We start from the raw sequence: 12,940 nt of genomic DNA, 5'->3' as shown, positions 1-12,940 counted from the left end.
GCTACTCCGACATCAATTTCATCCTGCTCGGCGAGATCGTTCGGCGCGTGAGCGGCATGGGCTTGAATGAGTTCGCCGCCAAGCACGTGTTCGCGCCTTTGCACATGGACTCCACACGCTTCCTGCCTCCAGAGGATTGGCGGCCACGCATCGCACCCACCGAGAAAGATGAGACCGGCGGCATGCTTCGCGGTGTGGTTCATGACCCCACCTCGCGCAAGATGGGCGGCGTCACCGGCCATGCAGGCCTCTTCACCACCGCCGGCGATCTGGCAAAGTATGCGCGCATGATTCTCGCGGGCGGTGCCGGCCTATTGAAACCGGAAACCGTCAAACTCATGACGGCACCGCAGACCATCGCCACAGTCTTCGAACGCCGCGGCCTCGGCTGGGACATCGACTCCACCTTCAGCAGGCCCCGTGGCAAAGTGTTTCCCATCGGCTCATTCGGCCACACAGGATTCACCGGCACAAGCCTGTGGATCGAGCCCACATCGAAGACCTTCGTCATCTTCATGAGCTCTCGCCTCTACCCCAACGGCAAAGGCAGCGTGCGTGATTTGTACGAAGAGATCGGCACAGCGGCTGCCAAATGCGTAAATCTCATCCCTTCAAATGGCCCCCCATGGCCACGCGCAGAGATGGAAGTGCCCACCGTATTGAACGGCATCGACGTACTCGTCCGGCGCAAGTTCGCCGACCTGCACGGCCTCCGCATCGGCCTCATCACCAATCAGACCGGCATCGACGCTCAACGCCACAGCACCATCGATCTGCTCGCTTCTGCCCCCGGCGTGAAGTTGAAAAAACTCTTCAGCCCCGAGCACGGCATTCGTGGTGAACTCGATCAGGAAAAAATCAGCAACTCCACCGACAAGAAGACCGGCCTCCCCGTGCTGAGCTTGTTTGGCGAGCAGCGCGCCCCCACGCAGGAACAACTCGCAGACGTGGACGCCCTGGTCTTCGACATCCAGGACATCGGCTGCCGCTTCTACACCTACATCGGCACCATGCGTCTCTGCATGGAGGCTGCGGCCAAGGCAAAGAAGACTTTCTACGTGCTCGATCGCGTCAATCCCATCGGCGGCATCCAAGTCGAAGGCCCCGCCGTCATCGATGCCGAAAAACCCACCGCCACGCATGCCATCCCGCTGCGTCACGGCATGACCGCCGGCGAACTCGCGGCCATGATGAACGCCGAGCGCAGCATCGGCTGTGATTTAAAAGTGATCCCAGTCGAAGGCTGGCAGCGCCAAATGCGCTTCGATCAAACCGGCCTGCCCTGGATCAATCCCTCCCCCAACATGCGCTCCTTGAACGCCGCATTGCTCTATCCAGGCATCGGCCTCCTCGAGTTCAGCATCACCGTCGGGCGCGGCACCGACACCCCCTTTGAAGTCCTCGGCGCACCCTATGTGGATGATCTGCGGCTGTCCTATGAACTGAACAAGCTCGGCCTGGCAGGCGTGCAGTTCACCCCCATACGCTTCACGCCTACAGCCAGCATCTTCAAAGGCGAAGCCTGCGGCGGCGTGCGCATGTCCATCGCAGATCGCAACGCCTTGAATTCAGTTGAAGTAGGCATCGCCATCGCCAGCACCCTGCACCGGCTGTATCCAAAAGAGTTCAAGCTCGCACTGGTGGACACCCTCCTCAATCGTGCCGCCAGTGTGAAGGCCCTGCGCGGTGGCGACTCATGGAAAAAGGTCGTGGCAGACTGGTCAGCAGAGACACAGGCATTTGAAGCAAGGCGGCGGGCCTTTCTCCGCTATTGATGGAGAAGACGAGTTCGTGTTAGCATGCTCATGATGAAACTCCGCCACATCCTTCTGGCCTCCACCCTCCTGCTTGCCGCTTGCGGCAAGACTTCGGATCAACATGCGGAATCCAAAGGCACCATCGCGGTTTCGCTCCTCTCATTGCAAAATCCCTTCTTCAAAGTGATCGGCGACAGCATCATCGCCGAGGCCAAGAAGAACGGCTATGACACGCTCGTGGTCAGCGCAGACGGCGACGTGGCGCGCCAGAGCAACCAGATCAAAGACTTCATCGTCAAGGATGTCGCCGCCATCGTGCTGAGCCCCACTGACTCCAAGGCGATTGTAACCGTGATTCAGGAAGCCAACGCAGCCGCCATTCCCGTCTTCACCGTGGATGTGCCCTGCAACGAGCCCGGCGTGAAAATCGCGACCCAGGTGGCCACCGACAACTTCGGCGGCGGCAAGATGGCGGCAGAGGCCATGATCGAGGCGCTGCAAGGGCAGGGGGGTAAGATCGGCGTTCTCGACATGAAGCAGGTCGAGTCCTGCATCCTGCGCGTCAAAGGCTTCAAGGAAGTGCTGGCCGCTCACAACGCCACGGCGGCGAGAAAAATCGAGATCGTGAGCGAACTCGACTGCCACGGCGCCAATGACAAAGGCTACAAAGCCACCGAAGACATGCTGCAGGCGCAGCCAGATCTCGTTGGCATCTTTGCCATCAACGACCCCGGCGCACTCGGCGCACGCGGAGCCATTGAGAAGGCGGGCCGCACTGACAAGGTCGTTATCATCGGCTTTGATGGCCAGCCCGAAGGCAAGCAGGCGATCAAGGAAGGCAAGATCTACGCCGACCCCATTCAGTTCCCTGACAAGATGGGCGCCGAAGTCGTGCGTGCCTTCATGCGCTACTCCAAAGGCGAGGAACTCCCTTCCCAGATGCTCATTCCCACAAGTCTTTATCGCAAAGCCGATGGCGCGGCGGATGCTTCGCTGAAATAGTCCCATGCTCAATCTCATGAACCCGCTCACCGTCCTCACCCTGCTGGCGCTCGCCACATCCGTCGTCTCTGCCGCTGATCCCAAACCTGAGTCCGAATTCACCACCACCGATCCCAAGAAGGTCAAAATCCTCGAAGACTCGTCACGCGAAAAAGATCCCGAGATCGATCACTTCAGGCATCTCTGCCCCGGTCTTGGCGGCTATCAGGTCATCCATGAAGGCGGCGATCTGCGCAGCTGGATCAATCTGATCTACGACGGCAGCAAGACCGACCTCATGAACGATACCCTCACCGCCTGCCCCGGCCAGTTCCCGGCAAAGGCAAACAATGTCGTGCAATGGCGCGGCTTCCGCAAAGGCGGCTCCTTTGTCCCTTACGCCATCATCTACCGCATGATGTCCAGCGCCGATGACGAAAAGCAGACGCGCCTGGAAACCCTCGTCATCATCAAGCTCGACAAGGACAAATCAACCGTCGTCGGCCATGTGCCCGCGAAGGAAGGAAACGAAAAAGCCGAACTGCTTGCGGACAAGCTCTGCAAGCCATGAGCAAATACACATGAAGGCACGCTCATCCATTCAATGGTCCCGGCGCACGCTGCTGCTGGCAGCTCTCGCCGCTTGCTGCTGCTGGCCGGCGAAAGCCGCCGACGAGCTGCCGCAGGTTCGCATCCTCTTTCTCGGCAACAGCTACACCGCGTTCAATCTCCTTCCCGGCATGGTGGGCGAGCTCATGCTCTCCTCCCAGATGTTGGCACCGCACATAGGCAGCAATCTGCAGGGCAACTACACCCTCGAGCGCCACACCACCAATGCGGAGGGCATGGACTTGCTGAAAAAAGGTGCCGATGACGGCAAGCCCTGGGATGTCGTCGTCGTGCAGGAGCACAGCGTCGTCTCCGCCGCCGCCGCCGTGGATGCAGATGCCAGAATGCTCATGGAAAACGGCCTCGCCAAGCTCGTCAAATCCGCGCACGAATTGAACCCCAAAGTGCTGGTCGTCGTCTTTCAGGTATGGGCCCGGCACGAAAAGCTCTGGAAGGAAAAATCCCCCGATGCTCTCGCCACCGGCAAAGATCCTGAGCAGGCCCTTGCCCGCATCCACCTCGCCAATGCGAACGCCGTGAAAGCAGCGCAGGAAAAAATACCAGGCGCTCAAATCATCGTCAGCCCGGTGGGAGAATTCTGGTGGCGGGTGCACGATCTCTATCCCGCGCTCTCGCTCTATGCCGAGGACGGCACGCATCCCGATCTGCTCGGTTCCCTGCTCAGCGCCTACGTCATTCTCGGCAGCATCGGCGGGCGCGAGGTGCTCGAACAATCCTCATGGCTGCCGCCAGACTGCCCTGCAATGCAGGCAGCACGCGTGAAGAAGATGGTGTTGGATCACCCCGAAGTATTCAAGGCGGCAGGGAAGTAACACCACGCAGCAGTGGCCGGATCATTTGGGACGCCAGGACGTGACGTCATCACTCGTGCGTAGGATCTGGTCCTTGCCGCTGCTGTAAACGGCCACCTTGGTGACCAGATGCGCCGCCTGACCCGTCGAGATCTTGGGGTCGGTATTGCTGACATCGGGACTCTTCACCTGATTGTCACCGTTCGTATCCAGCAGGATGTGATAAGGCTGGCCATACATGTCAGCGAGCTTGAAGGGGCGTGCTGCGCCTACCAGACCATGGCGGCCATTGTTCGCAGGGGGAAACGATGCAAACGGCGTACGCTTCGGATTCAGATCCACCCCGCCGCTCGATGCAGGAGGAATGCCCATGAGAGTGTCCACCAGCGAATTGCTGCCATCGGTCAGCAGTTCGCCTGCGTCCTCTCCGTTGGCACCTTGGGCAGTGGACTGGATGGGCCAGCGGCCGTAGTCGATCTGGAATTGCTCAATGCCATTCTTGAGATCCATCAGCACCGTTCGAACTTTCAGTCGATTGCCTTGGTCGATGGCATAGCTGATTCCCGCAGCTGTCATGCTCGCGAGGATCGCGATGATGGTGATCGTAATGAGCAGTTCGATCAGGGTGAACGCTCTCGTAGCAGGTTGCCGGTGCGTTTTCATAATCAGATTTTACCTGAAATGCCTGTGGCAGGTCAATACTCCTTTTTCACCCTTGATCCCCCTCTGGAAACAGCGCACGGCTTGCCTCCCCGTGAACAAACAAGCCGTACTCGATCAAATCCTCTCCGTGCTCAATGCCGAACTCGCCGCACTCACCCGCGCCGCACAGGGAGCCTTTGCCGCCGCCACGGACCCGGACAGCAAGGCGGAGAACAAGTACGACACCCGCACCCTGGAAGCCTCCTACGTCGCCCGTGGTCAGGCCCAGCGCGTGGCAGAGTTGCAGGAGGCCGTGCGTGCCTTTGGTGCCTTGTCTGGAAACACCTTGGATTCAGCTGCCGCCATAACTCTCGGAGCCCTCGTCACCTTGGAGACCCCCGGCGAACAAACACACTACTTCCTCGGCCCCTTTGCAGGTGGTACAGAGATTGTGCATGCAGGCCAGGAAGTCGTCGTCATCACCCCCGCATCCGCTTTGGGTCAAAAACTCATCGCCAAGCGGGCAGGGGACATCATCGCACTACGACCCGGCCTTTCCGCAAAGGTGATCGCAGTGGTCTGATCACGCCTAGCAGTCACAGCCACAGCATCCACATCCGTCGCCGTCGCAGGGATTGCAGTCGATCATGGAACTCCCGCCTCTGGTCCATCCGGGGCGGCAGCAGCTACAGCAATCACAGCATTCATCGCAGTGGCATCCATCGCATTTGTCCCAGCAGGAGCGTTTGCGCTCGGTGCCTTCAATGGGTGACTGCACATGCTTCGTGCCTTTCTCTCCTTTTCCCGCCACCTGCGCCACCCGCGCTTCTGCACCTGCGATCAGCACCGCCTGCAGCAGATCGCGATGTCGCCGCAGCGGCAGGGCATCAAACGCGCGCCGCAGGCTGGCCAGTGCTTGCTCAAGAGCAGGCAGCAACGTCGCACGACGCCCCGCGAGATCAGGAAAGGCATGCAACGGGTTGAACTGGCCACGCTTCTTGTCCCGTGCCCAATCCTCCCACGCATCCTGCGCGTAGATGAGAAAGCCCAGGCTTTCACCGAGTTGCTGCAGCAGCGGTTTGGCACCCGGTGCCCCAGACACCTGCGCCAGGTGCCCCACGATCTCACCATACGCAGCACATGTCGGCCCGGCGCATGCGTCGAGGCTCGCTGAAGGATGCTCGATGTCTCTTTGTCCGGCCATCCAGCCGCGAACATCTTGCACTGGAAAACGCATCCCATGCAGCAGACCCAGAGCATCGCCGATGGGCCTGTCGAGCGTTCTCGATCCCACACGCGCCGCATGGCGTCGCCACCCCCGCTCATCCTGCGCATCGTCATCCAGCTTCGCGCTCAGGCCGCAGACCGTCACAGCGGCGGTGTATTGTAGCACCGGGCTGTCCGCCACCAGATCGCGCGGCGTGGCGAATGCATTGCAGCAGGTTGTCTGGCACAGCTCCGGCGGTGCTTCTGCCAGGGCCGAGCCCAGCAGCGTGAGAAAAGCGCTGTCCCTGTTCACCAGCCAGCGCGCCCACGCGCCATAGTGACGGTGCAAATTCGTGCCGAGACCGCAGAAGTGCGCTCGATATAAAGACGCCGCCTTCTGGCAGCACATCGTGGGACCCGGGAGATGGCCGAACATCGCCGAAGATGGCGCAAACACCTCCGGCGACGAATGATTTTTGCTCACCCCGCACGCCGCATCTCCGCGATCCACTCCGGCGGAATGCCCTGCCCGGGCACCGAGCTGTCCGGCTGCCGCTTCAGCCCCGCCGTGTGCTCCAGCAGCCACTCCAGCCCCACCCAGAAATGCAGCGCATCCAGCACTGGGTTCAGCGCATTCGTCACCGGGCAGTAATGCACCTCCTTCGGATTCGTGTGGTGCACCGTATGGTGCTGCGGCGTCTGCAAAATTCGCAGGTCCTGCAGCATCGAGATGAAGCGCCCGTTTTCCTTCCGGGTTCGGTGCGACCACTTGTGCACCTCGTTCGCATTCCCACCCACCACAGCAAAGAGCCACACATGCCACGTCAGGCAGCCCAGCCACGCCGCCGCGATGATCAGCACCCCCATCGCCACCAGCAGTTCCTTGTTGCTCTCCCACCACGTGTTCCGCGTCATCCGTCTCGGCAGATGATGATGCACAATGTTCGGCCGTCCGATCCACCGCCCCAGCCACGGCGTATCTTCGCGGATGTAAGCATCCTCCATCCAATGGACAAAACCGGCCGCAAAATCCGCAGCAAGCACAACGCCTGCCGCCTGAAGAGTGAGTGAGATAAGGTCGTTCATGACCCCTCATCACTTGCCCACAAAAGCACACCTCAGGACATTGATACTCTTGAAGCTTCGATTGAGGAGATCAATGGCGGCTCTTCCAAAGGCACCTGGCAGGCGTCAAAGTACAATCCATGAGTCACTAGCTTCCCGCGCGCTTGCGCAGGAAGCTCACTGTCCATGGTAAAGGACGATGCCTCTGGAATCCTAAGACCCTCTACTTCACCAGCCTCACCATCAAATCCTTGCTCTCCACACTCTCGCTGATCTTCACGCAGATATCCTTCACAGTGCCCGCAATCGGTGAAGAAACCGCTGCAAACATCTTCATGGCCTCCAGCGTCAGCAGGGTCTCCCCCTCCTTCACCTTCTGCCCCACGCTCACCGCAATGCTCGCCACCATCCCCGGCATCGGCGCGCCCACCTGAGTCGGGTCCGCAGGATCCGCCTTGGTCTTGGTCACAGCGTTCTTCGCCAGGGACTTGTTGGTCACCGTCGTATGGCGTGGATAGCCGTTCAGCTCAAAGATCGCCGTCTGCTGACCAGCGGCGTCAGCCTCGGTCATGTTGAGCAGGCGCACGAAGAGCGTCTTGCCTGCTTCCAGGCTGATGTGGATTTCCTCCTTGTCCTGCAGGCCGTAGTAATACGCCGGCGTTGGCAGGGCGGACACGTCACCGTAGGTTTTGCGGAATTCAGCAAACTTCAGGAACACATCCGGATACATGAGGTAGCTCCACACATCGTCTTCGGTAGGCTCCTTCTTGAGCTTGCCCTTGAGCTCGGCTCGCACGTCTTCCAGCTTGATCTTCGCAGCGTGCGTGCCGGGGCGTCCTTTGATCCGCTTGCCGCCTTTGCCCACGATGGCATCAGCCAGCGCATTCCACTTCTTGCGTGAATCCGCCGCCTTGGCCGTCTCCATGCCGTAGAAGGGTTCGCCAAGCCAGCCTTCAAACATGCTGGTCACGTCCTTGCTCCACTTGGTGCCTTGCAGGTTGATGATGTCCGTGGGCTTCACACCACGTGCCACGCACTCGATGGCCAGGTCGCCGACGACCTTGCTCGATGGCGTCACTTTGACGATGTCGCCACAGAGCTGGTTCACCTCCGCATACGCATGGGCGATCTCCGGCCAGCGTGGGCCGAGGCCCATGCCGATGGCCTGCTCCTTGAGATTCGTGTACTGCCCGCCGGGCATTTCGTGCAGATAGACTTCCGCAGTACCGTAAGGCTCGGAGGTGTCGAAAGGCTTGTAGAAGCTGCGCACCGCAGCCCAGTAGTCGCTAAACTCCTGCAGCGCCTCGACATCCAGTCCGGTGTCACGCGGCGTGTTCTGCATGGCAGCCACGATGGAGTTCAGGTTCGGCTGCGAAGTGCCGCCGGACATGGATGCAATCGCCGCATCCACCACATCGACACCCGCCGTGGCGGCTTCGATGATGCTCGCGGCGTTCAGCCCGCTCGTGTCATGCGTGTGGAAGTGAATTGGGATGCCCACTTCATCCTTCAGCGCCTTGACCAGCTTCTTCGCCGCAAACGGGCGGACCAGTCCGGCCATGTCCTTGATGCACAGCATATGCGCCCCCATCTTTTCCAGCTCCTTGGCCAGGCGCACGTAGTACTTCAGGTCGTACTTGTCGCGCTTCGGATCCATGATGTCGCCCGTGTAGCACAGCGTGCCTTCACAGATGGAGTTCGTGTCCTCGCGCACCGCATCCATCGCCGCCTTGAGGTTCGGCAGGTAGTTCAGCGAATCAAAGATGCGGAAGATGTCCATGCCGTTCTCCGCGGCATGTTTGATGAAGCCCTTCACCACATTGTCCGGGTAGTTCGTGTAACCCACGGCATTCGAGCCGCGGAAGAGCATCTGCAAAAGAATGTTCGGCACCTTGGCGCGGATGTCACGCAGGCGCTCCCACGGATCTTCGCGCAGGAAGCGCATCGTCACGTCAAAGGTCGCTCCGCCCCACATTTCGAGCGAGAACAGGTTCGGCGTGCGCCGTGCCACGCTGTCCGCCACGGCCAGCATGTCAAAGGTGCGCATGCGCGTGGCCAGCAGCGACTGGTGCGCGTCACGCATCGTCGTGTCCGTGATCAGCAGCTTCTTCTGCTTCGCAATCCAGTCGTTGCAGAACTTCTCTGGCCCCATCTCCGTGAGGAGCTGCTTCGTGCCTTTCGCCGGCGCGATGCGGTGGTCAAACTTCGGCGTCGGCGGTGCGGTGAAGGCCTTGCTGATCTTATGATCTTTTGCGAACGGATTGCCATTCACAATCGTGTCTGCCAGATAGCTCAACAGCTTCGAGGCACGGTCCTTGCGCGCCACAAACTTGAGCAGGTCAGGATTGTTGTCGATGAAGCGCGTCGTGGCCTGCCCCGCCATGAAGTCCGGGTGATGCACCACGTTCATGAGGAACGGGATGTTCGTCTTCACGCCACGAATGCGGAACTCGCGCAGCCCGCGGTCCATGCGGTCCAGCGACTGCTTGTACGTGCGGGCATAGACCGTCATCTTCACCAGCATCGAGTCATAATACGGCGTGATGACCGCGTTCGTCGCGCCCAGCGCGCCATCCAGACGGATGCCGAAGCCCCCGGCGCTGCGGTAGGTCAAAATTTTGCCAAAGTCCGGCGTGAACCCGTTTTCCGGGTCTTCCGTCGTGATGCGGCACTGGATCGCAAAGCCGCTCTTCTCGATCTTGTCCTGCGGCGGCAATGCCAGCGGCTCCTGGTGAATCTGGTAGCCCTGCGCGATGAGGATCTGGCTGCGCACGATGTCGATGCCCGTGATCTCCTCCGTCACCGTATGCTCCACCTGAATGCGTGGATTCATCTCAATGAAGAACCATTCGCCCGTTTCGTGATCCACGAGGAACTCCACCGTGCCCGCGTGCGTGTAGTTCACCGCATGCGCCAGTTTCACCGCAGCATCGCACAGGCTGTCGATAATCTCCTGCTTGATCCCGTAGCTCGGCGCCTGCTCGATCACCTTCTGATGCCGGCGCTGCACGGAGCAGTCGCGTTCGTGCAGATGCAGCACGTTGCCATGCTTGTCGGCCAGGATCTGCACTTCAATGTGCTTCGCCTTGCCCACGAATCTTTCGAGGAACACCGCCCCGTTGCCAAACGCGCGTTCCGCCTCCGTCTGCGCCTCATCCAGCAGCTTTTCCAGGTCCTTGGCCTCACGCACGATGCGCATGCCGCGCCCGCCACCGCCAAAGGCCGCCTTGATGATCAGCGGAAAGCCGATTTTCTTCGCTGCCGCCAGTGCTTCCTTGCGGTCGCTCACCGGCTCATCGGTGCCTTCGAGAATGGAGACCTTGAGCTTGCGGGCCACATTACGGGCCGCCGTCTTGTCGCCCATCATGTCGAGAATCTTCGCATCAGGGCCGATGAAAATGATCCCGGCATCTTCGCACGCCTGGGAGAACTTCGGGTTCTCAGAAAGGAAGCCATAGCCGGGGTGGATCGCGTCCACGCCCTTCTCCTTCGCCAGAGCCACGATGCCTTCGATGTCCAGGTAGGCGCCCAGAGGTCCCTTGTCCTTGTTCAGCTCGTAGGCCTCGTCCGCTTTGAAGCGATGCGGGCAGAAGCGGTCTTCCTGCGCGTAAATACCCACCGTTTTCAGCCCCAGTTCAGTGGCCGCACGCATGACGCGGATGGCGATTTCAGAGCGGTTCGCGACCATCAGCTTCTTGATGGGGCGGATCGTGGTGGGGGCAGGGGTCTTCTTGGACATGGGGTGGGTTGGGAAATGCGGGCGCATAGTCTCGCGAAATCGTGGGGAGGCAAGGTGCGAGCGCAGTTTTCCGACGCCGGAATCCAAGATTGGCCGTTAACTTGCTAATAATGACGTAGCGGGCATTGAGTTCCCGTCCGCCCCCAACCCTTTCGCATGTCCATCCACGTCGCCCTTCACCACCGCACCAGCTACCGCTACGAGCGACCCATCGAGCTGGGCCCCCAGATCATCCGGTTGCGCCCTGCACCGCATTCCCGCTCTCGTATCCTGAGCTACTCGCTCAAAATCACCCCGGAGAAGCATTTCCTGAACTGGCAGCAGGACCCTCAGTCAAACTTCCTCGCCCGGCTGGTCATCCCGGAGAAAACCAAGGAATTCAGCATCGAGGTGGATGTCGTGGTGGAGATGGCGGTCTTCAATCCCTTCGACTTCTTCCTGGAGCCGGAGGCTGAAAATTTCCCCTTCGACTACGATGCCACGCTGGATCATGAGCTCGCCCCCTTCCTGAAGTGCGGCGAACTCACGCCCAAATTCGCGGAATACTTCACCCAGGTCGAGAGCGAGCTCCTCGCCATGAAACCCTGGCCGCCGCGCACGATTGACGCCCTCGTTACCATCAATCAGCGCCTCTGGAAGGACATCGGTTACACCGTCCGCATGGAGCCTGGCGTTCAGACACCGGAGGAGTCCCTCACCAAGCGCACCGGCTCCTGCCGTGACACATCATGGCTCATGGTTCAGCTCATGCGCCGTCTGGGCATCGCCGCGCGTTTTGTCAGCGGTTACCTCATCCAGTTGAAGCCGGACGTGAAATCCCTCGACGGCCCCAGCGGCACCGAAGTGGATTTCACCGACCTCCACGCCTGGTGTGAGGTCTATCTGCCCGGCGCTGGCTGGGTCGGCCTCGATCCGACCTCTGGCCTCTTCGCCGGGGAAGGGCACATCCCTCTCGCTGCCACCCCAGACCCGGGGAGCGCCGCGCCGATCAGCGGCATGGCTGAGCCTTGCGAAACGGAGTTCGAGTTCGAGATGAAGGTCACTCGTATTTACGAATCCCCCCGCGTCACCAAGCCCTACACCGAGGAGCAGTGGGCGGAGATCGAAGCCCTGGGTCATGCCCTGGATAAAGAGCTCGAAGCCAACGATGTACGACTGACCATGGGTGGTGAGCCGACCTTCGTTTCCATCGACGACGCCGAAGGTGCCGAGTGGAACACCGCCGCCGTGGGGCCTATGAAAGCCAAGCTTTCGGACGTCCTGCTCAAACGCCTCAGAGACCGATTCGCGCCCGGAGCCTTCCTGCACCACGGCCAGGGTAAATGGTACCCCGGCGAATCCCTGCCACGCTGGTCCTATGGCTGCCATTGGCGCAAGGACGGCCAGCCTTTGTGGGCCCACCCGCATCTGTATGCCGACATGGAGACAGACTACGGCGTGAACGAGACCCACTCCGCACGCTTCATCCGCGCTCTCGCCGAGCGCATCGGCTGCAGCACCAAATGGATCATGCCGACGTATGAAGACGCCTTCTACTACCTCTGGCGCGAGCGCAAGCTCCCGGTGAACGTCGATCCGCTCAAATCCAACCTCAAAGACAAGGAGGAGCGCACGCGCCTCGCCAAGGTGTTCGAGGAAGGTCTCGACAAAATCATCGGCCACGTGTTGCCGCTCAAACCGGCGGACGAAGGCTGGGAAACCGGCCCGTGGTTCCTCCGTGCCGAGCGCTGCTACCTCGTGCCGGGGGATTCACCCATCGGCCTGCGTCTCCCGCTCGATTCCCAGCCTTGGGTCAAGACCACCGACTATCCCTACCATCACGAGCAGGACCCCATGCAAGACCGCGATCCGCTGCCCTCCCGGCAGCAGTTTGTGCGTGGCATCGCCGGCGTGCCGCCCTCCTTTTGGGAAAAACTCGCCCAGCGTCGTGGCCCGTCCAGTGCAGAAGGACTGACCGGGGGAGAAAAGCAGCAGCAGGGCATCGATCCTGCCGCTCAGCCGCCTGCGGCAGGTGAGTCTGCCGACAAGGTCGTGCGTACCGCCCTCTGTGTGCAGCCGCGCGATGGCAAGCTCTTCATCTTCATGCCCCCGACCAAGACGCTGGAGGAATACCTCTCCGCCCTCGGTGC

At 60.6% G+C, this 12,940-nt stretch carries 10 protein-coding genes; 6 read left to right on the top strand and 4 right to left on the bottom strand.

Going from position 1 to position 12,940, the window contains the following annotated elements:
• The 4 genes from ACIREA_RS14545 to ACIREA_RS14530 all read left to right on the top strand — a co-directional run.
• A partial coding sequence (locus ACIREA_RS14545) for an exo-beta-N-acetylmuramidase NamZ domain-containing protein (RefSeq protein WP_397383005.1) occupies positions 1-1,775 on the top strand: 1,775 nt, incomplete at its 5' end.
• A gap of 30 nt (positions 1,776-1,805) precedes the next feature.
• The gene (locus tag ACIREA_RS14540) at positions 1,806-2,759 is read left to right on the top strand and encodes a substrate-binding domain-containing protein (protein WP_397383004.1); all 954 of its coding nucleotides are present in this window, start codon (positions 1,806-1,808) and stop codon (positions 2,757-2,759) included.
• A 16-nt stretch (positions 2,760-2,775) separates the two neighbouring features.
• Entirely contained in the window at positions 2,776-3,309 is a 534-nt protein-coding gene (locus ACIREA_RS14535) for a hypothetical protein (protein WP_397383003.1), read from the top strand.
• Between the two features lie 10 nt (positions 3,310-3,319).
• Positions 3,320-4,180 carry a hypothetical protein gene (locus ACIREA_RS14530; RefSeq protein WP_397383002.1) on the top strand — a complete coding sequence of 287 codons (861 nt, stop codon included), beginning with the start codon at positions 3,320-3,322 and terminating at the stop codon, positions 4,178-4,180.
• A gap of 21 nt (positions 4,181-4,201) precedes the next feature.
• Here the strand turns inward: ACIREA_RS14530 and ACIREA_RS14525 are convergent, their stop codons facing one another.
• Positions 4,202-4,822, bottom strand: coding sequence for a prepilin-type N-terminal cleavage/methylation domain-containing protein (locus ACIREA_RS14525; RefSeq protein ID WP_397383001.1), 621 nt, complete (start codon positions 4,820-4,822; stop codon positions 4,202-4,204).
• 91 nt (positions 4,823-4,913) lie between these two features.
• Here ACIREA_RS14525 and ACIREA_RS14520 point away from each other — a divergent pair, with 91 nt between their 5' ends.
• Positions 4,914-5,384: a transcription elongation factor GreAB gene (locus ACIREA_RS14520; RefSeq protein WP_397383000.1), complete on the top strand. Its 471-nt coding sequence runs from the start codon at positions 4,914-4,916 to the stop codon at positions 5,382-5,384.
• A gap of 6 nt (positions 5,385-5,390) precedes the next feature.
• Here the strand turns inward: ACIREA_RS14520 and ACIREA_RS14515 are convergent, their stop codons facing one another.
• From ACIREA_RS14515 to ACIREA_RS14505, 3 genes are all read right to left on the bottom strand, one after another.
• A complete protein-coding gene (locus tag ACIREA_RS14515; RefSeq protein WP_397382999.1) occupies positions 5,391-6,491 on the bottom strand; it encodes a DUF5685 family protein in 1,101 nt (366 codons plus the stop codon).
• On the bottom strand, positions 6,488-7,093 hold the full coding sequence (locus ACIREA_RS14510) for a fatty acid desaturase CarF family protein (RefSeq protein WP_397382998.1): 606 nt from the start codon (positions 7,091-7,093) through the stop codon (positions 6,488-6,490). Before ACIREA_RS14510 ends, ACIREA_RS14515 begins: the two co-directional genes overlap by 4 nt.
• Before the next feature lie 202 nt (positions 7,094-7,295).
• Positions 7,296-10,811, bottom strand: a complete 3,516-nt coding sequence (locus ACIREA_RS14505) for a pyruvate carboxylase (protein ID WP_397382997.1) — start codon at positions 10,809-10,811, stop codon at positions 7,296-7,298.
• Positions 10,812-10,967: 156 nt separating this feature from the next.
• Between ACIREA_RS14505 and ACIREA_RS14500 the strand changes: the two genes are divergently transcribed.
• Positions 10,968-12,940, top strand: a 1,973-nt coding sequence (locus ACIREA_RS14500; RefSeq protein ID WP_397382996.1) for a transglutaminase family protein, incomplete at its 3' end; no start/stop codon positions are given.

The sequence above is a fragment of the Prosthecobacter sp. genome (assembly GCF_044373815.1).
GTDB lineage: Bacteria > Verrucomicrobiota > Verrucomicrobiia > Verrucomicrobiales > Verrucomicrobiaceae > Prosthecobacter.
Note: the sequence above shows the minus strand (reverse complement) of the source record. Positions and strands in the feature narration are given on the sequence as shown.

Coding starts and splice junctions, on each gene's coding strand:
- ACIREA_RS14530 (WP_397383002.1), top strand. CDS start 3,320: ATGAAGGCACGCTCATCCATTCAATGGTCCCGGCGCACGCTGCTGCTG.
- ACIREA_RS14535 (WP_397383003.1), top strand. CDS start 2,776: ATGAACCCGCTCACCGTCCTCACCCTGCTGGCGCTCGCCACATCCGTC.
- ACIREA_RS14505 (WP_397382997.1), bottom strand. CDS start 10,811: ATGTCCAAGAAGACCCCTGCCCCCACCACGATCCGCCCCATCAAGAAG.
- ACIREA_RS14510 (WP_397382998.1), bottom strand. CDS start 7,093: ATGAACGACCTTATCTCACTCACTCTTCAGGCGGCAGGCGTTGTGCTT.
- ACIREA_RS14540 (WP_397383004.1), top strand. CDS start 1,806: ATGATGAAACTCCGCCACATCCTTCTGGCCTCCACCCTCCTGCTTGCC.
- ACIREA_RS14525 (WP_397383001.1), bottom strand. CDS start 4,822: ATGAAAACGCACCGGCAACCTGCTACGAGAGCGTTCACCCTGATCGAA.